This window comes from Streptomyces sp. NPDC005374 (assembly GCF_042872225.1).
In the GTDB taxonomy this organism is placed as follows: Bacteria; Actinomycetota; Actinomycetes; order Streptomycetales; family Streptomycetaceae; genus Streptomyces.
Genome location: NZ_JBIAKA010000020.1, coordinates 84,418 through 105,801, shown reverse-complemented (window position 1 = coordinate 105,801; position 21,384 = coordinate 84,418). Strand labels below are relative to the sequence as shown.

19 protein-coding genes and 1 riboswitch are annotated in these 21,384 nt (G+C 72.2%); of the genes, 3 read left to right on the top strand and 16 right to left on the bottom strand.

What is annotated here, in order from left to right; translation table 11 throughout:
• Position 1: 1 nt before the first annotated feature.
• From ACFYRX_RS38650 to gcvT, 16 genes are all read right to left on the bottom strand, one after another.
• On the bottom strand, positions 2–1,981 hold the full coding sequence (locus ACFYRX_RS38650) for an AAA family ATPase (protein ID WP_389110623.1): 1,980 nt from the start codon (positions 1,979–1,981) through the stop codon (positions 2–4).
• On the bottom strand, positions 1,978–3,417 hold the full coding sequence (locus ACFYRX_RS38645; RefSeq protein WP_389110621.1) for a hypothetical protein: 1,440 nt from the start codon (positions 3,415–3,417) through the stop codon (positions 1,978–1,980). The genes ACFYRX_RS38650 and ACFYRX_RS38645 overlap by 4 nt, the downstream gene beginning before the upstream one ends.
• Entirely contained in the window at positions 3,414–4,055 is a 642-nt protein-coding gene (locus ACFYRX_RS38640) for a 4Fe-4S single cluster domain-containing protein (RefSeq protein WP_389110618.1), read from the bottom strand. The genes ACFYRX_RS38645 and ACFYRX_RS38640 overlap by 4 nt, the downstream gene beginning before the upstream one ends.
• Entirely contained in the window at positions 4,052–5,101 is a 1,050-nt protein-coding gene (locus ACFYRX_RS38635) for a hypothetical protein (protein ID WP_389110616.1), read from the bottom strand. Before ACFYRX_RS38635 ends, ACFYRX_RS38640 begins: the two co-directional genes overlap by 4 nt.
• Before the next feature lie 2 nt (positions 5,102–5,103).
• A complete protein-coding gene (locus ACFYRX_RS38630) occupies positions 5,104–5,877 on the bottom strand; it encodes a protein phosphatase 2C domain-containing protein (RefSeq protein WP_389110613.1) in 774 nt (257 codons plus the stop codon).
• Entirely contained in the window at positions 5,874–6,644 is a 771-nt protein-coding gene (locus tag ACFYRX_RS38625) for a hypothetical protein (RefSeq protein WP_389110610.1), read from the bottom strand. Before ACFYRX_RS38625 ends, ACFYRX_RS38630 begins: the two co-directional genes overlap by 4 nt.
• Entirely contained in the window at positions 6,641–6,856 is a 216-nt protein-coding gene (locus ACFYRX_RS38620; protein ID WP_389110606.1) for a hypothetical protein, read from the bottom strand. The genes ACFYRX_RS38625 and ACFYRX_RS38620 overlap by 4 nt, the downstream gene beginning before the upstream one ends.
• 142 nt (positions 6,857–6,998) lie before the next feature.
• Positions 6,999–8,102: a macro domain-containing protein gene (locus ACFYRX_RS38615; RefSeq protein ID WP_389110603.1), complete on the bottom strand. Its 1,104-nt coding sequence runs from the start codon at positions 8,100–8,102 to the stop codon at positions 6,999–7,001.
• A gap of 50 nt (positions 8,103–8,152) precedes the next feature.
• The gene (locus ACFYRX_RS38610) at positions 8,153–8,830 is read right to left on the bottom strand and encodes an RES family NAD+ phosphorylase (protein WP_389110600.1); all 678 of its coding nucleotides are present in this window, start codon (positions 8,828–8,830) and stop codon (positions 8,153–8,155) included.
• On the bottom strand, positions 8,830–9,522 hold the full coding sequence (locus tag ACFYRX_RS38605) for a hypothetical protein (RefSeq protein ID WP_389110597.1): 693 nt from the start codon (positions 9,520–9,522) through the stop codon (positions 8,830–8,832). The genes ACFYRX_RS38610 and ACFYRX_RS38605 overlap by 1 nt, the downstream gene beginning before the upstream one ends.
• The gene (locus tag ACFYRX_RS38600; protein ID WP_389110594.1) at positions 9,519–12,872 is read right to left on the bottom strand and encodes a CHAT domain-containing protein; all 3,354 of its coding nucleotides are present in this window, start codon (positions 12,870–12,872) and stop codon (positions 9,519–9,521) included. Before ACFYRX_RS38600 ends, ACFYRX_RS38605 begins: the two co-directional genes overlap by 4 nt.
• Before the next feature lie 109 nt (positions 12,873–12,981).
• On the bottom strand, positions 12,982–13,587 hold the full coding sequence (locus ACFYRX_RS38595) for a hypothetical protein (RefSeq protein ID WP_389110593.1): 606 nt from the start codon (positions 13,585–13,587) through the stop codon (positions 12,982–12,984).
• A 230-nt stretch (positions 13,588–13,817) separates the two neighbouring features.
• Positions 13,818–15,200, bottom strand: coding sequence for an L-serine ammonia-lyase (locus ACFYRX_RS38590; protein ID WP_389110590.1), 1,383 nt, complete (start codon positions 15,198–15,200; stop codon positions 13,818–13,820).
• Positions 15,201–15,256: 56 nt separating this feature from the next.
• Positions 15,257–16,519 carry a serine hydroxymethyltransferase gene (gene glyA / locus ACFYRX_RS38585; RefSeq protein WP_389110588.1) on the bottom strand — a complete coding sequence of 421 codons (1,263 nt, stop codon included), beginning with the start codon at positions 16,517–16,519 and terminating at the stop codon, positions 15,257–15,259.
• A gap of 14 nt (positions 16,520–16,533) precedes the next feature.
• The gene (gcvH, locus tag ACFYRX_RS38580) at positions 16,534–16,911 is read right to left on the bottom strand and encodes a glycine cleavage system protein GcvH (RefSeq protein ID WP_389110586.1); all 378 of its coding nucleotides are present in this window, start codon (positions 16,909–16,911) and stop codon (positions 16,534–16,536) included.
• A 98-nt stretch (positions 16,912–17,009) separates the two neighbouring features.
• A complete protein-coding gene (gene gcvT / locus ACFYRX_RS38575; RefSeq protein WP_389110584.1) occupies positions 17,010–18,128 on the bottom strand; it encodes a glycine cleavage system aminomethyltransferase GcvT in 1,119 nt (372 codons plus the stop codon).
• A gap of 156 nt (positions 18,129–18,284) precedes the next feature.
• Positions 18,285–18,381: riboswitch (glycine riboswitch) on the bottom strand.
• 183 nt (positions 18,382–18,564) lie between these two features.
• On the opposite strand from gcvT, the gene ACFYRX_RS38570 reads away from it, so the two are divergent.
• The 3 genes from ACFYRX_RS38570 to ACFYRX_RS38560 all read left to right on the top strand — a co-directional run bounded on the left by ACFYRX_RS38570 (position 18,565) and on the right by ACFYRX_RS38560 (position 21,065).
• Positions 18,565–19,239, top strand: a complete 675-nt coding sequence (locus tag ACFYRX_RS38570) for an AAA family ATPase (protein WP_389110582.1) — start codon at positions 18,565–18,567, stop codon at positions 19,237–19,239.
• A 93-nt stretch (positions 19,240–19,332) separates the two neighbouring features.
• The gene (locus ACFYRX_RS38565) at positions 19,333–20,133 is read left to right on the top strand and encodes an enhanced serine sensitivity protein SseB (RefSeq protein ID WP_389110580.1); all 801 of its coding nucleotides are present in this window, start codon (positions 19,333–19,335) and stop codon (positions 20,131–20,133) included.
• Positions 20,134–20,270: 137 nt separating this feature from the next.
• Positions 20,271–21,065, top strand: a complete 795-nt coding sequence (locus ACFYRX_RS38560) for an enhanced serine sensitivity protein SseB C-terminal domain-containing protein (RefSeq protein ID WP_389110578.1) — start codon at positions 20,271–20,273, stop codon at positions 21,063–21,065.
• Positions 21,066–21,384: the final 319 nt, after the last annotated feature.

Here is a 21,384-nt window from a genome sequence, read left to right as displayed (position 1 = left end):
TTCAGCCGTTCCCTTCTTCGGTCCTGGCCCACGGCGTGCCGTCGGCGGCGATGCCGAGCCGGATCCGGCTGCCCGGGGTCGGGCGGTGGGCCAGGAAGTGGGCGACCACGGCCGCCCGCAGCCGCTCCAGTTCGTTGCGGATCTGGCGGCCGCCGTACGCCTGGTGCTCCGGGTCGCTCATCCGCTCGGTGATCCAGGGGTGCACGGTGTCCGTGTCGGGGACCAGTTCGACCTGGTGGCGCTCGCGGACGGACTCGGTGAGCTGGCCCAGCAGCCGGTCGGCGATCTTCACGATGTGCTCGCGGCGCAGCATGTCGAAGACGACCACGCCCGGCTTGAGCCGGCCGTAGATCTCCGGCCGGCCGATCGTCCGGAACTTCTCCTCCACGGCCCGGGTGAAGTGTGCCTCCAGTACGGAGTACGGCACTTCTTCGTCGCCTTCGGCGATGAGGCCCTGGACCGCCTCCGCGCCCGTGTTGGAGGTGAAGATGATCAGGCACTGGGAGAAGTACGCGGTCTGGCCGCGGCCGTCCGTGAGGCGGCCGTCCTCGAGGATCTGGAGGAACTTGTCCAGCACCCGGGGGTGCGCCTTCTCGATCTCGTCGAAGAGAAGGACGCTGAACGGCCGTTCCTGAACCCGGCGGGTCAGCTCGCCGCCCTGCTCGTGGCCGATGTAGCCGGGCGGCGCGCCCGCGAGCCGCTCGGCCGCGTGTTCCTGCTGGTACTCGCTCATGTCGAAGCGGGCGTACGCGCTCTGGTCGCCGAACATCAACTCGGCGACCGCCTTGGCCAGTTCGGTCTTGCCGACGCCGGTCGGGCCGACGAAGAAGAACGCGCCCCGAGGGCGGGCGGTGCCGGAGCCGCCGAAGTCGATGCCCACGAAGGCCGCCTGGAGCGCGGCGGCCACCGCGTCGACGGCCCTGGACTGGCCGACCACACGGGCACCCAGTACGCCGCCCGCGCGGGCGACGGTCTCCCGGTCCAGCTGGGTCCACGGGTCGACGCTCACGTTGAGCCGGTGCAGCTCCAGGAGCTTGTCGGGTTTCTGCAGGGGCGCGTCGCGCAGCCAGGAGGTCCGGGCGAGCGCGTCGATGTCCCAGCCGGACATGCCGTCGGTCGCACCGACCAGTGCCTCGATGTCGTGGCGGGTGGCGTCCGGGGCGCCGTTGAAGTCGCCGCGCAGCCAGGTCAGCCACAGGCGGCGTTCGCTCGGGTCCGGCGGGCTGATGTGCAGGGTGGCGATCCGGGGGTCCTCCAGGTGGAACCAGCCGGGCAGTCGGCCGACGTCGCCGACCGCGCACAGGACGGCGTTGCGGGCGTGCGGGCGGCGGCCCTCCAGGGCCGAGCGGGGCGTCACGGCGGCCGTCATCGCATCGCGCAGCCGCAGATAGCCGCGATTCGACTCCGGCTGCCCGGACGGGAGTTGGTGGTCGACGTCCTGGAAGACGAAGGCGGTGGCGGCGTCGGGGGAGGAGACGAGCCGGTGCACGGTCGCCACGACGTCCTCGAAGCTGCTCGGCCTGCCGGCGGCCCGGGGCGCGAGCAGGTTCGACCTGTCGCGGTCGCGTTCGATGCCGCGCCGGGTGCGGGGGTTGGCCTGTTGCCCGTCGTCGTCCCCGGCCGCGCCGCGGTCCTCCCACGGGCGCGGCTCCCTTCGGTCGCCGCCGTTGCCCCGGGTGCGGGTCGCCTCCAGCTCGGCGAAGCGTTCCGCGTGGCCCGGCAACGGGAAGGTGAGCCCGGCCACCGGGTCCCACCAGCCCACCACATCGGCGCCGCGCGTTTCCAGCACCCCGGCGACCAGCTCCCGGAAGGAGGCGGGCCGATCCCCGAACCACCAGCGGTCCCGGACCTGCCCGTCGATGACGACCTGACGGCCGCGCCGCAGCTCCCAGCCGAGCGACACCGCCCACAGGGGCATCATGCCGTTGGCGGCGACGGGCCCCGTACCGTCCTCGCTCTTGGCGAAGTCGACCGTGCTCACGGCTTCGTCCACCTCCAGGACGTCTCCCGGGGCAGCGGCTCGGCGCGCCGACCCGGCGGCTTGCCGTCCCAGGTGAGCTCACCCGGTACGAAGCCGTCGTCGCCCAGCGCTTCGTGCACCCGCTCCAGCAGCGCCTCCGTGGTGTCGCACACCGGCTCGTCCTGCGGGGCGCGCAGCGTCACGTCGGGTTCGCCCTGTACGTGGTAGACGAGCAGCGGGGTGCCGTCGGCCTCGCTGGCGACCGTCGTCTCGTACGTCGCCCCGGTCGGCCGGAGGAAGCGCAGCCGGAAACTGCCGTCCTCGTCGTCACCGCCCTCGAAGGCGAACCCCTCGTCGGTCATGGCGTCCCGGAGCGCCTCCACCAGATCCCGGCGCCGGTCGTAGGCCAGCTCCAGTTCGTCCAGCCGGGCCTCCGCGTCGGGGAGTCTTCCCTCCAGTCCGGCGACCGCGGTCAGCGCGTCGCTCGCCGAGCGCGCGGACAGTGCCTCGGTGACGGCGCCCAGAGCGCCCTCGATCTCGTCGGCGAGGCCCGGGTCGCCGAGGCCTGCGGCCGTGTCCATGACGCCCTCGACCGCCGGGCGCACGAGGTCCAGCCGTTGCGCGGCCTCGGCGAGGGCCGCCTCCAGGGCCTCGGCGCGCTCGCGCTCCGCCGCCTCGGCCGCGGCGCGCTCCTGTTCCGCGCGGGCCTGCCGCTCGGCTTCCGCGAGTGCCTGCTGCTCCGCGGCGCGCACCGCCTCCGTGACCGTCGTCGCATGCCGGGCGAGGGCGTGTTCGACCGTGCCGAGCAGGGCTTCGAAACGGACCTGCAGGCCCGGGCCGGTGGCCGCGCGCAACCGCTCGAGCAGGTCGGCGCAGCTCCGATGGCCGTCCGCGTCGAGAACGGCGCCGTCCGGACCGGTGGCGGAGAACCGGCGCTCCAGACCGGCCAGGACGGCGGCGCGGTCGTCCGTACGGTTCCCTGCCGCTGCCGTGCGCAGGCTCACGACCCGGCCGCGCAGTTCCTCCACCGCCTCCCCGAGCTGCTCCCCACGGGCGACCCGCTCCCGCAGGTGGGCCAACTGCCGCTCCAGGGAACCGATGTCGGCCCGGGCACCGGACTGCTGGGCCTGGGCGATCAGCTCCCGCACCTCGTCGAGACCGCGCTCGTCGGCCCGGCTCTGCTCCGCCTGCGCCCGGGTCAGCCGGAGGCGCTGCTCGGCCGCCCGCTCGGCGGCCAACTCGGCTTCCCTACGGGCGACTTCGGCCCGGCGGCGCTCCGTCTCGGCGCGGGCGCGTTCCCGCCGGACGGCCGCCTCCTGCGCCAGCCGGACCCGCTCGGCGGCCCGCCTGCGCTCCCTGGCCCGGCGCTCCTCCTCCCGGCGCCGGCGCTCCGCCGCCTCCCGCTGGGCGTACACCGCGCCGACGCTGACGCTGCTGTACTTCGGTGATCCGCTCATCGTTCCCTCCGCACCTCGGTGTGCAGCACGAACCCCCGCGCCGCGAGCTGTTCCTCAAGTCCCTGCCGAAATGCGGGGGTCGGCGGTACGCCGGCCCAGGAGACGGATCCGTCGGTGTCCACCGACAGTTCGATCCCGGCGGCCGTGTCCGGCTCCGCCAGGACCCGCGTGTAGCGGTCGGTGAGCGGGATCAGCCGCTGGTTGTCCGAGCCGCGCCAGCGCAGACTGCCGTGCCGCCCCGCGACGTACGGCCCGTCGACCAGCAGGTCCAGCCGTTCCAGCAGGGCGAGCCGGTCCGGGTCGCCGCGCCGCAGTGCCTCGTGGCGGAAGCCGGAGTACGCCATCGCACCGAAGTCCGGGCGCCGCTCCCGTACCGCGTCGAGCAGCTCGGCCAGTGCCCCGGCCTGGCTGAACGGCTCACCGCCGGAGAACGTGACGCCCTCGATGCCGTCCAACCGGCACAGCCAGTCGGCGAGTTCGGCGACCGGTCGGCTGGTGCCGCCCTCGAACGGCAAGGTCTCCGCGGCCACGCAGCCCTGGCAGCGCAGCGGGCAGCCCTGTACCCAGATGACGGCGCGGCTGCCGGGGCCGAGGACGCTGCAGTGGTCCAGCGTCCGGGAGACGGAGAGGTGGGTCATGCCTCCTCCTGCGGATCGTCGGGATAGCTGTCGTCGCCCCGCTCGGCCTGGTCGCACCACGGGCACCACGGCCGTTCCACGGTGTGGACGTGGTGGGCGTTCACCGCGCACACCTTCAGCCGGCCGGGGGCCAGTTCAGCCGTGACAGCCTGGGCCCACTCGGCCGCCGTCGGACGGCGGAGCGTGTGCGCGAACGCTCTGCGGAACAGCTCCGCGAGCCGTTTCGGCAGCAGGTCGACGGGCGGCACCGAGCGGGGCAGGAGCACCGACGTACGGTCGACGAGCCGGCAGCGGCCGTGCAGCACGTTGTCGTCGTACGACAGATAGTCGCCGCCGTCCGCCGGGTGGCCGGCGAAAGGGTGCAGGCCGGCCATGAGGAGTTGGTGGGCCAGGACGGCCAGGGCGAAATCGTCGGACGCGGTGTCCGGCGGCGTGCCGGCGGGGGCGCCGATCCGCTCGGGGGCCGTGTAGCCCGGGGTGCGCATCCGGCCCGGGAACACCTCGCGGCCGTCCGTGAACTGCCACGAGTCGACGTCCGCCATGCCGACCCGGCCGGTCTCGTCGACCCAGAGGTTGTCGGGCTTGAGGTCGCCCACCACATAGCCCTCGGCGTGCAGTTCGCCCAGCAGCCGGGCGAGGGCGAGGGTGGTGCGGAGGGCAGTCGCCCAGGTCGCCCCGGGCAGGAAGGCGCGCCGGGCGGAGGTGGTGAGGAGGTGGCTGAACGGCTGGTAGGCGTGCCGCATGTCGGCCATCACGTACCCGTCGACGCGGTCCGCTTCACTGCCGTCGGCCGTACGGACCGGGACCAGCGGCCAGGCCAGCCGGACGGGTGCGGAGAGCAGGCCGACGGTGCGGGGCTCGCGCCGCTGGCGCACCAGGCGGGCGATGCGGCGCCGGTAGGCGTCGGGGTCGGGCGGGTCCGGGACGAGTTTCGCGACGAGAGGGCGGGCGTCGTCGACGCCGTACACGAACCCTTCCGAGCCGCTGCCGATCTGCTCGGTGAGCTTCCACGTGTGTCCGCCCGCGGACACCACCGTCAGTCCCACGGTCACCGCCCTTCGACGAGAGCGCACAGAACGGTCAGATCGTCACCGGTCCGGCCGGCCTCCGGCCCGGAGAGCCGGCGTCGAAGGGGCTCGGCGTCCCCGTGGTTCTCGCGGAGCGTGGCGGCGAGGTTGAGGAAGAAGCGCTCGACCGGTAAGGGGCCCGCCTCTGAGGGGAGCCCGCGTACCGAGGGGTGGTCGAGGGTGAGGGCGGCGCAGCCGTCGGTGGCCAGGACCACTCCGCTGAGCTCCGGTTCCCAGACGACGAAGGTGCGCAGACGCAGGGCCGCGCCGGGGGAGGAGAGGAAGGCGGGTGGGGCGGTGGGCGGAGGGAGGACCAGGTGGCAGCGGTCGTCGTGGGTCAGCAGGGTGCCGAAGCCGTCGCCGATCGAGACGAAGGCGGTCCAGGGCGGGGTGACGACCGCCGCGGTGAGGGTGGCTGCCAGGGTGCCGGGGTCTCCCGATCCCCCGGTGTCCGTGCCCAACACCCCCGTTACCGCCCTCAGATACTCCTCGACCACCCTTCTCCCGCGCCCCGCGATCCAGCCGGTCCATGCCTGTGGCGCGTCCTCCGCGTTCGGCAGGTCCTCGGCCAGCAGGCGGCAGGCCGCGTCGACCGCCAGGTGGGCGCCCAGGGCGCTGCGGTCGCGGCTGCTCGCGCCGTCGGACACCGCCAGTACCGCCGTGTCGCCCAGATCGATCGCCTTGAACGCGTCCTGGCAGCCCTGTCCGCCCGCGAGATGAGCGGTGCCCTGGACGGAGGCGCCCGCGATGATCACTGGAGGTCCCTCTCCAGCCTCTCCATGCGCGCGAGCTTTGCGGCACGGTCGTTGACCTGCTGGTGGATGAGGTCCGCGTTCTGGTCCGGGCTGCTGTCGTCCGTGCTCTGGAAGAGCAGGTCGAGGATCCGGCCGAAGTCCAGGTTCTCCAACGGGGACGTGGCCTTCGGCGCCAGTTCGCGGAGCATCGGCAGGTCGGCTCCGCGTACCCCGATCACCTGGAAGACCCACTCGCCCTTCTCCTCGCCCTGGCGCACCCGCCCCGCGGTACCCGCCAGGGCAGTCGCGTCCAGCGGGCGGCCGTGGGCGTCGCTCGGCGCGCCGTCCGTCAGGACCCACAGGAAGGGGCGGCGCACCGGGACCCGTCGCCCCTGCAGGGTGCGGTAGCGGGTGCGGGCCAGTTCGAGGGCCGTCTCCACGGCTTCCGTCAGCCGGGTCAGGCCTTCGGCCCGCAACGTGGGCGGATGCATGCTGTCCACCGGGACGAACAGCCGGTCGGTGTCGGCTTCCCCGACCGGCACCAGGTGGCCCGGGCCGGGGTCGTAGACACGCACCGCCGAGTCGAAGGTGATGAGGCAGACCTCCACCCGGGTGCGCAGCCGCTCCTGCGCGCGGATCCCGTCGAACCAGCGGGTCAGCGCGCCGTTCAGCTCGTCGATCCGCGGGTTTTCCTCGGGGCGGCCCATGGACGCCGAGGTGTCGAGGAGCAGGACGACCGGCTGCCGTTCCTCGTACCCGGTCCCGAACTCGAGGCTGTTGACGCTCATTCGGCCGCCGCTCCGGTTGCGTCGGCGTGGGCCACCAGCCGCCCCCGTCCGGGATCGTGGCGCACGGTGACGGCCGTTCCCGGCGGCAGGCCGGGCGGCTCGGGAACCATGCGCAACAGGACACCGTCGACGAGTACGTACGTGTCCGGGGCGGGCCAGGTCACCGTGCGACCCGCGCAGCCGTGCGCCCACTCAACCATCCCCCTGGTCATACGGCCACGGTATGCGACATCGGCATCAACATGTCCGGTCCTTTTGCGAATTGACACCACGTCGACAACGGCGTTCCGGGGTGCGAGCCGCCCAGGGGCAAGGCTCCCCCGGGCGTTCCACCCGGGCGACCCGCCCCTCCAGTCAAGCCGACCGGCCGGGCGCCGACCGGTCGCGCCCCGGGCGGGTCCTGGCCGGGATCCGCTCCACCACGCGGGCGGCCTCCGGGGTGCGGACGACGAAGTGCACGTCCCAGCGCGCCCCGCGCGCCAGCTCCGCCTCGACGGCGCTCCACACGGCGGCCGCGCTCGCCCGGTACGGAAGCCCGCCGCGCCCGGAGCCGAGCAGCGGGAAGCACACCGAGCGCAGCGGCGGCGTGTGCCGCTCGTGCTCCTCGGCCAGCAGCGCGAGCGCGCGCGAGGTGGCGCGGGTGATGTCGGCGGGCAGCACGTCGTAGTCGTTGGTGCCGGCCCGGGGGGTGGCCACCGCCGCGTGGTAGATCCGCCGTACGCCGTACTCGGTCATGGCCCCCGAACCGGTCGCCGCCACCGTGCCCGGCACCACCGGGCGCCCCGAAGTACCGTGCCGGGCCGCCCACTTGCGCAGCTCGTGGAGGACCGGGTCGTCCAGCAGGTCCCCGGTCACCCCGCGCGAGGAGGCGGCCCGGCGCAACGAGGCGGACACCGAGGACTTGTACGGCTCGGGCAGCGCGAGGTAGGTGTTGACCGGGGAAACGACCACGTCCACGTCCCGCAGCAGGTCGACGGAGTGGATGTGCAGCGTGAGGCGTACGGCCCGGTCGCCGGCCAGGACGTCCACGGACCGGTGGGTGTCGCCCTCCCATTCGCCCCCGCCCGGCTCGTCGCCGCAGCCCTCCACCATCTCCACGATGTGCTCGGCCACCTGCCCGAGCACCATCACCTCGTGGTGCTTGCGGAAGCGCTCCTCGCTCACCCGGTACACCTGGGCCGCGCGCGTCCGGCGGGAGGACGCCGGCCAGTCCCGGGTGCCCTGGGCCAGACCCAGCGTGTACTCGGCAGCGGTCCGCAAGGTGCCCGCGTCGAGTCGCTCCACCGCGCGGCGGAGCAGCGCCTCCACGGCGCCCTCGCGGGTACGCGCGGTCGCCAAGGAGGCCGCGGCCGACTCCAGGGCGGGCAGTTCGCGGCCGTGCAGCCTCAGCAGTCCCGCCCGCCGAACCACCTGTAATTCCCGGAGAATTGACGCATGGTCAAAGGACGGTGCTGCCATGTCGTCAACGATGACACCAGGCGTCACACGGGGACAAGCGGGCGGGCGGCTCAGCGGTGCAGCGGCTCCTTGATCGCCGAACGCAGTCGTTCGAGCAGTTGGTTGGTCTCCTTGATGCCCTCCGAGGAGCCGAGGTCCGAGATGCTGCGATAGGGCAGTGCTTCGAGTGGTCCGCCGGCGCAGTCCTCAAGGCGGTCGCCGAACAGCACCAGAGCCTGCTGGGACGGGTTGCGCTTCGAACCCCAGATCATCCCCATGGCGTCCGGGGCCTGGGCTCGGATCTCGCGTGCCCAGCTGCGGGTGCTCATGTAGTGCTCCGGCCCCTCGTTCTCCAGGAGCCGGTTGTCCTGGCAGACGTCGGCGAGGGCCGCTCCGGAGCACAGCGAGACCAGTTTCAGCTCGCACCGGGTCCGCACCACGTTCAGCGACTTGCCCCGCACCGACGCCCAGGGGATCAGTCGCATACCGGTCTCCGGGTCGAAGGGGAGCGAGCGCAGCAGGGTCTCTGCGAGCGCGGTCTCCGGGTCCGTCGCCGCGTACAGACACGGGTACGGGTCCTCCGGAGTGCCGTGGAAGCGGCCGGGCGCGCGGTCGTCCGGGCTGAACGGCTTGAACTCCGCGGCGGCGAAACGGGACGAGTGCATCCGCCACAGCTGGGTACCGGTGGGCAGCACCTGCCAGTGCGGCCGGAAGCGGTATGCGGAGGGCGACACGGTCTCCTCGTGCATTAGTCCCCCTCCACCAATGCAACGGCGGCGTCCACGAGTTCGCGGTCCGGCAGCAGGCCCAGCAGGTGGGCGGGCGGCGGCCCGCCCAGCCACGCGTTGCCGCTCAGCCACCAGTCGGCGGCGCCCCAGGGGTCGGCGTCGGCGAGCAGTACCCGGTTGACCTCCAGGACGACCTCGTACGGTGTGCCGTCCCCGGGCGGGAACTGGAACTGCGGGTAACGGTCCCCGAGTTCGGGATCGGCCAGCCGGATCAGTTCGGGTGGAGGTGGCGCGCCGCCGTATCGGACACGGACCTCGGCGGCCGAGAGAGCGGGAGCCTTGAGCAGTCGGCGCTCGACGGCGGCGATGATGGCCGCGGTGTCGGGGGGCGGTGGTGGGGCGGCCGTGAGCCGGGCCAGCAGATCCTGCGTCCCCAGGACGAGCGGCCGGCCGACAGGCACCGTGGCGACGAGGCGGACGGAGTCCAACACCTCCCGGACCGGATGGCCGAACGGCAGTGGCAGCAGACAGAGGCGTACCGCTTGGAAGGCCCGGAGTACGGCCCTGGCGTCGTCCGGAGGGGTGTCGGCAAGCGCGCGCAGGCGCTTGAGCAGGAGCTGGTACTGCCCATCGGGCAGTGCGGCGCGGATGCTGTCGAGGTGTTCGTCGATGAGGTCGAGCACCCTCGTCCCGCTGTCCTCGCCCGGGGTCATGCGGTCTCCTCTTTCCAGCCGGGGTGGCCCTGATGAATGAACGCGGCCCAGAGAGCGGGCCGCCCGAGGTCGGGGCGGCCGATACCCGGCCGTAGCCGGTCGCTCAGGCAGCCCGGATCCTCCCGGTCCGGGTCGAGCATCCACAGCTGTGCGGCCCGCAGTGCGTCCACGGGGCTGAGCCCAGCCCGCAGATGGTGGTGGAAGACCGTCATCAGCAGGCTCGTCGCGCCGTCCTGGGCGGTCCACCGAGTCCCCACGACATCACGTGCGCCGCCCGAGACGAAGGCCGTCGTGAGGGTCAGCGCCTCGTCGTGGTCACGGGTGCTCAGGTCGGTCTGGCATGCGCTCAGGACGATCAACGGGCCGTCCGGTGCCGCCTGTTCGGCGGGCTGCGGCCGGTCCAGGAGCCGGGTCACGGTGAGCCGGCCGATCTTCTCTCCGGGGTCGGCGGGGGCGAGGTGCAGCGCCGACTCCGTGGGCCGTACCCCCGCCATGCCGTGCGTGGCCAGATGGACCATCGAGTGGTCCTGGGCGAGCAGGGCCAGCAGTTGGCCGGGGGTGCCGGCCGGTACCGAGTCGGGCGGGAAGGTGGCGAAGTCGCCGTACAGCCGCGCCCCCGGATAGAAGGCGTTGCGCAGCTCCAGGATCTCCTGCTCGGCATACGTCAGGGTCAGGCTCCAGTCGGCCACCATGGCCGGAGCCGAGATCGGATCGCGCGGCGCGCGTTTCACCGTACGCAGGAACTGGCTGCCGGAGGCCGCGTAGCTGATGACCAGGGCCTGGCAGAGATAGTCGTACGGGGCGTCCGGCGGGAAGCGGGCCGCGTGCCAGGGGACGATCCCGAGGCGGCCGCACGGGACCAGGACGACCCTGGGCGTACGGCGCTCGCCCGCGTCGCCCGGGAGGTGCTCCTCCAGCCCGGCGAGGACATGGACGAACACCTCGTACGCCCAGTCGCACAGGTCGGACAGGGCCTCCTCCCAGGCCTGTTCCGTCTGTTCGTCGCGGTGGTCCGGGGAGCGCGCGGCGACCGCGTCCAGGTACCGCTCCAGAGGAGAGCTGTCCGCTTCGGAGAGGATGGGCAGGCCGCCCACGCCGATGCCGATCTCGGGGCCCACGGCCAGCACCATGCCCGGGGCCTCCCCGTTGCTGCCGGGAACCAGGTAGATCAGCGCGTCCGCGCCGGACTCGCCCACGCCGTCCGCCAGTTCGCGCAGGGTGGGGGTGCCGAGCAGACCCCCCGGCTCCCGGTAGCCGAGGGCCTCCAGGGCCTTTCGGCGCAGTTCGCTGGGGAGCTGGGCGGGCAGCTCGGCGCTGTCGTCGGCGCCGGACCTCCGCCAGTCGGCGGCGAGTTCGGGATGGCCGCGCTCTTCCAGCAGCTCCGGTACGGCCCGGGAGGTGGCCGCCGCCTGCAATACCAGTGCCCGGCCCAGCTCCAGGGCGGTGACCGCGTCGTCCACCTTCCCGTGCGCGGCGGCCCACAGAGCCGCCCGTACGCCGAGGGAGGCGCCCTTGCGGGCGGTCGTCAGACGGTGCTCGGCGCCGTGCTGGAGAAGGACGTCGGCGGCGAGGGTGGCCAGGGCCTCGTTGGCCGCGTCGGTGGCGGCGTCCGCGTCGGACTCGTTGTGCTCCCCGTGCCAGCGGGTGCGGTAGGACTCGGCGAGCGACCACAGGGACTCGGCGGCGACGCGCGGGGCCAGCCCCTTCCGGATGTGCTCGCGGAGCCGTTCCAGCGTGGCGATGGCGGCATCGAGGTCCGCCTGTTCCTTGGTGAAGCTGTAGCGCATGCCGAGGCGGTTCGCGCCGGTGTACAGCTGTTCGGTGGAGGCGTCCGGTGGGGGCACGTCCCGGTCCGGGAGGGTCGTCGTGTCGCCGGTGAGGAGGGAACGCACGGCCGCGAGGTCGGGAACCATGGCCTCGAGTTCCTCCGTCCCGACCGGGAGGCTGCTGTTTCCCGCGGCCGTCTTGCCGTCCTCGAGATCCGCGAGTCCGCCCAGGAGCAGCTCCCTGTCCAGGGTGAGCCGACCGAGCATGAAGCGGGCCATGGCACGGGCCATCAGAGCCAAGGAGCGGAAGTCGTGGTCCTCGGGGACCGTGTCGGCCATGGCCTCGGCCCGGGGCAGGAGAGCGCGCAGCCGCTCCACGTCCTCGGCCTGCCCGGCGGTACGGATCTCGGTCATCAGGCCCATGACGTCCGCCGCGATCGCGAAGCCGTCGGCCATGGGGATCGAGCTTCCCGACTGGCGCCGCAGGAAGTCGGTGATCGTCTCGGTGTGCGCGAGACCGAGCGCCTGGTCCTCGAGAGTGCCGCCGGCGCCTTCGCTCACGCTGAGCAGCAGCGCCATCATCCCTTCCAGCCCGTCCTTGTTCGGCATGCCCTCCGGCAGCGCGTCGAGCGCCGCGCGCAGCCGCCCGAGCTGCTGATTGAGAGCAGCGGGGTCACCGCCGCCGACCTGGTTCACGAAGTCCACGGATGTGGTGTTGACGGCCTGCAACGCGGCGAGGAGCCGGCGGACCTCGTCGGGGTCGGGGAGCGTGGGCGGAACGTCGGCGCCGGCGGTGGCCGCATCGGAGGCGCCCGGGACGTCCGGGGCGGGCCGGGCGTCGCTCGTGGCCGGACCGGTACCGGACGCCGTACCCGAGCCGTTCTTCGGGGCCGCGCCGCCGGTCATCATCGCCATCAAGTTCATCATCTTCTGCCGCAGATGATCGGAGAACGGATTGCCGTCGTCGGGTAGGAGACTCGTGAACAGGTCGGCGAGCCCGTCCACCGAGGGGGTGGCACCGACGTCGCGCACCTGCCTCAGGTCACTCAGGGTCTCCTCCGGCAGCGGGAGCTCGGCCGCCTCCGTCACCAGCTCCTGCACCTCGGCGGCGAAGGCGACCATCCCGCTCGGCCCCTCCCGCATGACCCTGTCGAACATGGCGGTCGCGTCCGGCTCCGGCGCGAGCCCGCCCAGCATCTCCTGCAGCGGCATCGCGTGCGTCAGCAGGAACAGCGCGGCCCACCGCCGGTCCTCGGTGGAGGCCGCGGCTCCGACCTCCGTGGCCGGATCCCGTACGTCCCGCAGCAGGCCGTGCGCCCGCTCCCGGTCCTCGGGCGTCCCGCCGCCGACGCCGTGGCGCAGGGTGAGGGCACCGCCGAGCCATACGGTCACCGAGCTCCGCAGCTGCGGATCGTGGTCCAACAGGCGGGAGAGCGCGTCCAGTTCGGTGACCGAGTCGTCGTGAGCGCGGGAGGGTCTGGCGACGGTCCCCGGCGCCGGCAGCAACGCCCTCGCCCGCCCGATGGCCTCGCCGGCCCAGGCCCGCAGCGCCTGAACGCCACCGGTCTCCTCTTCTTCCCCCACCGGCACTCCTCACGTCCCAAGGACATCAACAGTCCGTCCCGATCTCCATGATGACGAGATGTCCGTCACCATGACGCCCGATCACCGAGCTTTTCCGGCCAACGCCCGATCAACGCCCGGAACTCGCCCGGGACGCGGCCGAGTTGCCCCGAGAGGGACGGGGGCCGGGATCAGGGTCCGGCCGGGCCGCTCCCGAAGCTCCCAGGTCCGCCCGCATCCCGCGCCGCAGCTCCCGCAGCCGCTCCCACAGCGGGTCGATCTCTCCCTGGGCGGCGTCGAGCGAGTCGCCCGGGCGCGGGACGCCGTCGTCCAGGCGCCGGACTGTGCCGTAGAGGGTGCCGAGCTCGTGGGCGACCTCGCCGGCCAGGGCGAGGACGGGGTCGGGCAGCCGCATCTGGGCCTCCGCGTGCACGTCCCGGTGCAGATCCCGGGCCTCGATGAGACGTTGCCGTACCGCGCGCGGGTCCTCCGTCCGGCCCAGGGCGTGCAACTGGTCGGTGAGGGCGGCCAGATAGTGCCGGGAGGCGGTGTTGAGGGCGACGTAACAGCGACGCCGCTCCTCCCTTTCCCGTGCCCGCGCCTGCGCTCGTTCGACCCGCTCCTGCTCACGCCGTCGGCTGCGCTCGGCGGCACGCTGGGTGAGCAGGGCCGACAGCAGGGTCCCGACCACCCCGACGACCGCCACGATCGGCGCCCCCGCACCACTGACGTCCATCACCCTCGCCCCCGTGTCGCCCTACACCTCCAGCGAACCGGCGCCGTACCCTCCCGGGAACCCCACGCCCGAGGTTCGCCCGGCCTTCGCCCAAATCCCGCCCGAGCGGCACATGTCGTGAGGCTTGCCTGAGGTCGTCCGTTGCCCCTGGTCAGAGGAGATGCCAAAGCCCCGTCCATGCGCAACGGGGGAACAACGCACAGACGGGGCGGCCGACTTGCCCTACTTCCTCAGCACTCGATGATGTTCACCGCAAGCCCGCCCCGGGCCGTCTCCTTGTACTTGACGCTCATGTCGGCGCCGGTGTCCTTCATCGTCTTGATGACCTTGTCCAGGGACACCTTGTGCGTGCCGTCCCCCCGCATCGCCATCTTCGCCGCCGTGACCGCCTTGACCGCGGCCATGCCGTTGCGTTCGATGCAGGGGATCTGGACGAGGCCGCCGACGGGGTCGCAGGTGAGGCCGAGGTTGTGTTCCATGCCGATCTCGGCGGCGTTCTCGACCTGTTCGGGGGAGCCGCCGAGGACCTCGGCGAGGGCGCCGGCGGCCATGGAGCAGGCGGAACCCACCTCGCCCTGGCAGCCGACCTCGGCGCCGGAGATGGAGGCGTTCTCCTTGAAGAGCATGCCGATGGCTCCGGCGGCGAGGAGGAACCTCACCACTCCGTCCTCGTCGGCGCCCGGCACGAAGTTCATGTAGTAGTGGAGGACGGCGGGGATGATGCCGGCGGCCCCGTTGGTCGGGGCGGTCACCACCCGGCCGCCCGCCGCGTTCTCCTCGTTCACGGCCATCGCGTAGAGCGTGATCCACTCCATGGAGTGCGCCAACGGGTCGCCCTCGGCACGGAGTTGGCGCGCGGTGACGGCGGCCCTGCGGCGCACCTTGAGGCCGCCCGGCAGGATGCCCTCACGGGACATGCCCCGCGACACACACGCCTGCATCACCCGCCAGATCTCCAGCAGTCCGGCCCGGATCTCGTCCTCCGTGCGCCAGGCCCGCTCGTTCTCCAGCATCATCGAGGAGATCGACAGACCGGTCTCCCGCGCCAGGCGCAGCAGCTCGTCGCCGGTGCGGAAGGGGTACTTCAACACCGTGTCGTCCAGCTTGATGCGGTCCGCGCCCACCACGCCTTCATCAAGCACAGTCTCGTCGACGACGAACCCGCCGCCCACCGAGTAGTACGTCTTCGACAGCAGCTCGGCGCCCGACGCGTCGTACGCCCACACCGTCATGCCGTTCGCGTGGTACGGCAGCGCCTTGCGGCGGTGCAGGACCAGGTCGTCGTCGAAGGAGAACGGGATCTCGCGCTCGCCGAGCAGGTTCAGGGTGCCCGTGGTCCTGATCTGCGCCACCCGGTCGTCCGCCGTCTCCACGTCGACCGTACGGGGGGACGCGCCCTCCAGGCCGAGCAGAACCGCCTTCGGGGTCCCGTGGCCGTGGCCGGTCGCGCCCAGGGAGCCGTAGAGCTCGCAGCGCACCGATGCGACGGAGTCCAGCAGCTCCTCGTTGCGCAGGCGGCGGGCGAAGATGCGGGCCGCGCGCATCGGGCCGACCGTGTGGGAGCTGGACGGGCCTATGCCGACCGAGAACAGGTCGAAGACCGAGATGGCCACGGGAACTCCTTCAAAAAGGGTGGGGGCACACGTCGTCGGGTGCCCCCACCGCGGAACTACTTGTTCAGGCCGGGGTACAGCGGGTGCTTGTCCGCCAGGGCAGTGACCCGGGCCTTCAGCGACTCCACGTCGTACGACGGCTTCAGCGCCGAAGCGATGACGTCCGCGACCTCGGCGAAGTCCTCGGCCGTGAAGCCGCGGGTGGCCAGGGCGGGCGTACCGATCCGCAGCCCCGACGTCACCATCGGCGGGCGCGGGTCGTTCGGGACGGCGTTGCGGTTGACCGTGATGCCGACCTCGTGGAGACGGTCCTCGGCCTGCCGCCCGTCCAGCTCGGACTCGCGCAGGTCGACGAGGATGAGGTGCACGTCGGTGCCGCCGGAGAGCACGTCGACCCCGGCCTCCCGGGCGTCGTCGGCCGTCAGACGCTCGGCGAGGATGCGCGCACCCTCCACCGTACGCCGCTGGCGCTCGGCGAACTCCTCCGAGGCGGCGACCTTGAAGGACACCGCCTTCGCCGCGATCACGTGCTCCAGGGGACCGCCCTGGAAGCCCGGGAAGACGGAGGAGTTCAGCTTCTTCGCGAACTCCTTCTTCGCGAGGATGATCCCGCCGCGCGGGCCGCCCAGCGTCTTGTGGGTGGTGGAGGTGACCACGTCCGCGTACTCGACGGGGTTCGGGTGCAGCCCGGCCGCCACCAGACCCGCGAAGTGGGCCATGTCGACCCACAGATACGCCTCGACCTCGTCGGCGATCCGGCGGAACTCCGTGAAGTCTAGCTGCCGCGGGTAGGCGGACCAGCCCGCGATGATCACCTTGGGCCGGTGCTCCTTGGCGAGCTTCTCCAGCTCGGCCATGTCGACGAGCCCGGCCTCGTCGACGTGGTACGCGACCACGTCGAACTGCTTGCCGGAGAAGTTCAGCCGCATCCCGTGGGTGAGATGACCGCCGTGCGCGAGGTCGAGCCCGAGGATGGTGTCACCGGGCTGGGCCAGCGCGAACAGGGCGGCCTGGTTGGCGGAGGCACCGGAGTGCGGCTGCACGTTGGCGTACTCGGCGCCGAACAGCTCCTTGACCCGGTCGATCGCGATCTGCTCGGCCACGTCGACGTGCTCGCAGCCGCCGTAGTAGCGGCGGCCGGGGTAGCCCTCGGCGTACTTGTTGGTCAGGACCGAGCCCTGCGCCTCCATGACCGCGAGCGGGGCGAAGTTCTCCGACGCGATCATCTCGAGGGTGGACTGCTGCCTCACCAGCTCGGCGTCGACCGCGGCGGCGATCTCCGGGTCGAGCTCGTGCAGGGGCGTGTTCAGTGCGGACATCAGGTGCGGACTCCTCAGCCGGCGGAAAAGGCGGTGTACTCGTCGGCGCTGAGGAGCTCGGCCGGCTCCTCCGCGACGCGTACCTTGAACAGCCAGCCGCCCTCGAAGGGGGCGGAGTTCACCAGCGACGGGTCGTTGACGACGTCCTCGTTGACCTCGGTGACCTCACCGGCCACCGGGGAGTACAGGTCGCTGACCGACTTGGTGGACTCCAGCTCGCCGCAGGTCTCGCCCGCGGTCACCGTGGCGCCGACCTCCGGGAGCTGAACGAAGACGACATCGCCGAGCGCGTTGGCCGCGTGCTCCGTGATGCCGACCGTCGAGACGCCGTCCTCGGCGCCCGACAGCCACTCGTGCTCCTTGCTGTAACGCAGCTGCTGGGGGTTGCTCATGGCCTGAATTCTCCTGTACGCGGGGCGGTGGTGAGGAAAGGGGGAACTGCGGAAGGCGCGCGTGAGCAGCGACTGGGCGCTCAGCATCACCTACAGGGTTACTTCTGACGCTTGTAGAACGGCAGCGCCACGACCTCGTACGGCTCGTGGCTGCCCCGGATGTCCACGCCGACACCCGCCGTGCCCGGCGTCGCGTACGCGGCGTCGACGTACGCGATCGCGATGGGCCTGCCCAGCGTGGGGGAGGGGGCGCCGGAGGTGACCTCGCCGATGACCTCGCCGCCCGCGACGACGGCGTACCCGGCACGAGGGACGCGACGACCCTCGGCGACCAGGCCGACGAGGACGCGCGGGGGGTTCTCCGCGGCGCGCGAGGCGGCCTCCTGGAGCGCCTCGCGTCCGACGAAGTCCCCCTCCTTCTCGAACTTCACGACCCGGCCGAGCCCGGCGTCGAAGGGGGTCAGCTCCCGCGAGAGCTCGTGACCGTACAGCGGCATCCCCGCTTCCAGGCGCAGGGTGTCCCGGCAGGACAGCCCGCAGGGGACCAGGCCGGCACCCTCGCCGGCCTTGGTCAGCGCCTGCCACAACTCGACGGCGTGCTCGGGCTTCACGAACAGCTCGAAGCCGTCCTCCCCGGTGTAGCCGGTGCGCGCGATCAGCGCGGGGACCCCGGCGACCGTGCCCGGCAGACCGGCGTAGTACTTCAGCCCGTCGAGATCGGCGTCGGTCAGGGACGCGAGGATCCCCGGCGACTCGGGGCCCTGTACGGCGATCAGCGCGTACGCGTCCCGGTCGTCCCGCACCTCGGCGTCGAAGCCGGCCGCGCGCTCGGTCAGCGCGTCCAGGACGACCTGGGCGTTGGAGGCGTTGGCGACGATCATGTACTCGGTCTCACCGAGCCGGTAGACGATCAGGTCGTCCAGGATGCCGCCGTCGGCCTGGCAGATCATGGTGTAGCGGGCGCGGCCGACACCGACGGAGCCGATGTTGCCGACGAGGGCGAAGTCCAGGAGCGCGGCCGCGGCCGGCCCGCTCACCGTGATCTCCCCCATGTGGGAGAGGTCGAAGAGCCCGGCCTTCGTACGCACCGCGTTGTGCTCGTCGCGCTCGGAGCCGTACCGCAGGGGCATGTCCCAGCCGGCGAAGTCGGTCATGGTCGCGCCGAGCGAACGACGCAGGGCATCGAGCGCGGTGAAGCGGAGTTCGGAACTGCTCATCGGACGTTGTCTCCAGGGATCCAAGGCATGACGGGCGAGGGCTTTCCTCCCCATCTGTCATCGGAACCTGAGAGGTTCGCCCTGATCACGAAGTGACCTGGACTTGCACCGTGGGTGGGACCGCCGTCGAGTCGGCGGCCCGCTTTTCAGATGTGCCTCGCCCGCGCGGTAACGGGGCCTGAGAGATTCAAGGGAGGGACTTGCTCCTTCGGCGCCCGGGTACATGTACCCGGGACTCTCCCGCGCGGATTCAAACGGCCGGTATGCAGTTGGCGCCGACATCATTGCACGCCTCGCGGGCGGGCGGCAGGGCCGCACCTGGCCCTCCCTTCTGTAACCGGCTTGTGGCGGTACGCGTACAGAAACACGGGAGATCATCCATTACCTTCTCTTTACGCTCGGTGGGGAGGGGAAGCCCTGACCCCGGAGGAGGACGATGACGGTGAACAGGACCACGGCGTACGCGACGACCTCGGCCATCGCGCTGCCCGAGCAGCCCGCGGCCCCGGCCGTCGAGGCCCGCGGCCCGCGCCCGGTGCCGGTCGTCCGTGACCTGCGCGACCGCATGGGGCACAGCCCGCACGCCCTGCTCTTCGGTCCCCGGGACCTCGTCGTCATCACCGGCCTGCCCGGCAGCGGCAAGTCGACCCTGATGAAGCGTGCGGTCAGGGGGACGAGCATCGACTCCCAGGACACCCGCGACCGCTGGGACGGCCGGCTGTCCCGCTTCCTGCCGTACGCCCTCTACCGCCCGCTGGTCCGGCTCGCGCACTACGCCGGACTGCGCCGCGCCCTGCGCTCCGGCGAGGGTGTCGTCGTGCACGACTGCGGGACGCAGGCCTGGGTGCGCGGCTGGCTGGCCCGCGAGGCCCGCCGCCGGGGCGGCACCCTGCACCTGCTGCTCCTCGACGTCACGGCGGACACCGCGCTGGAGGGCCAGCGCGAGCGCGGCCGGGGCGTCTCGAGGTACGCGTTCCTGCGTCACCGGGGCGCCGCCGCCCGCCTGATCCGGGCCGTGGAGCGCGGCGACCTGCCCCAGGGCTGCGGTTCGGCGGTGCTGGTCGACCGGGACGCGGCGGACGTCCTGCGGCGGATCGGCTTCACCGGCTGAGGCGCGCGGAGTTTCGCGGGCCGGGCCACCTTCCGCCGCACCCGCTAGCCTTCAGCCACATCAGTACTGGGTTCACAGCAGGCGGTCAGACAGATGGATTTCCCGGCGGATCTCCCCGCGGACTTCTCGGAGTTTCCGGCACAGACGGCACACCCCCATCCGCACGGCGGATGGCCGGGCAACGAACTGGAGGAGGTGCTCTCGGCCTCCCTCGGCATGCCCTCGGCGGGCGCCCGGATCATCGAGGTGCTCGGCCGCAGCTTCGTCTGGATCCCCCTGCCGAACGGCGGCGGCCCGCACAGCGGTCCCCTCGACCTGCCCACGCTGGAGATCGACGGCCAGGCGTTCGTCCCGGTCTTCAGCTCCGAGGAGCAGTTCCGCCAGGTCGTCGGCAGCCATCTGTCGTGCACCATCGCCCCGGCGGTCGAGTTCGCCCGCGGCCTGCCCCCGCACGTGGGCATCGCCCTGAACCCCGACGGCGTGGTCGGCGTGCCGCTCCCCCCGGCCGCCGTCGCCGACCTCTGCCGGGTGGGCCGCACCCCCCTCGACGGCCCCAACACCGGCGGCCGGGTCAAGCTCTACGAGCCGGACTGGCAGGACGACCCGGTCGACTTCCTCGCCACCGCCTCCGCGGAGTTCGCGGCGACGGGCGTGGTCCTGACGGCCCGCCGCTGCCTGGCGGCCATCGAGACGGCCGACCCGGTGATGTTCGTCGGCGTCGAACTCTCCCAGTGGGAGGGCGACCTGCGCACCCTGCCGATGGACGCCCTCGGCAGGGCCCTGCACCGGACGCCGGTCCGCTGGCCGGTGAACCTGGTCCTGCTGGACGTGGCGGACGACCCGGTGGGGCACTGGATGCGCGAACAGGTACGGCCCTTCTACACGCAGGGCTAGCTGCACCCACCCAGGGGCGCGGGGAAGCGCGACAAGCCACAGACAACCCGCACCCGCCGACGACGCACAGGTCCCGAGCTCCTGGGCGCTTAAGCTGGTTTCATATTCGGGGCAACTCCCAAGAAGGGGCGATAGACGTGAGCGCCAGCGGCACCGCGACCGGGACGGTCGAGCACATGCTGCGCCAGGTGACCCCCGGGCGCTACGACGCCTACGAGGCATTGCTCCGTGCCCTCGCGACCGCGAACTCCGGCCAGATCTGGATGCTCCTGTGGCACGGCCAGTCCGGCTCCCCCGACGCTCAGTACGGGAACATGGAGGTCGAGGGCTACGGCTACGCCCCCTGTGTCACCTCCGCCCAGGAGTTGAGCGCCAGCGGCTGGAACCGCTCCTACGAAGTGGTCGACGGTGTCGACGTGGCCCGCACCCTGTTCCCCGACCACTACGGTCTCTGGCTCAACCCGCACGCCCCGGGCGGCGGCGTCGGCATCCCCTGGCTCGACCTGCGCCGCATCGCCACCGGCCTGGAGCGTCAGCCCGCGGGCCCGCTGCGGCTGTCGGAACCCGGTATCGAGGTGCCGCAGTTCTACGCCCTGCTCACGCACAACGCCCACCGCACCCCGGCGGTCCGTTCGCTGCGCCGGGCCTGGGTGCAGCCCGCGCTCGGAGCGCCGTACCTCGCCATCGGTCTCGACGTGTACGACACCAGTCCCTCGGCCGTCGACTCGGTGCGCGCGATGATGCAGCAGTCCATCGGAGCCGTCCCGGACGGCCTCCCGGTGTCGACCGTGGCGATGTCCGACGAGTACGACCCGGTGGCCCTGTGGATGCGCGCGGGTGCCCGTCCGTTCTACGACCGCGAGGCCCACGCGGCCCCCGCACAGGCCCCGGCGGCCGGATACGGCTACCCACCGGCCCAGGGCCGTTACTGACCGCGCGGAACCGGCTTCAGCATGCACCCCTGTGTGACGGTCGTCACGTCTGCGCGATACCGAAGGGGTCACAAGGCGTGATCGCCCCGGGTCGCTCCCGCTCCGCGCGGCCGCCGCGAGATATCCTTCTTCGCGCGTAGATGTAGTCGAAAGATTAGAGTTGCGTCCGTTCTGTCCTGATTGATGATCGTCCGCTCATCACCGCGAGCCGTCCGGATAACGGAATCTCTATCACCGCATTACGTTTATGCATCCATTCACCGCCAAGTCTGGCTACAGATCGCCAAACCGTTGAAGACTCCCGCTCCAGGGGGCTTCA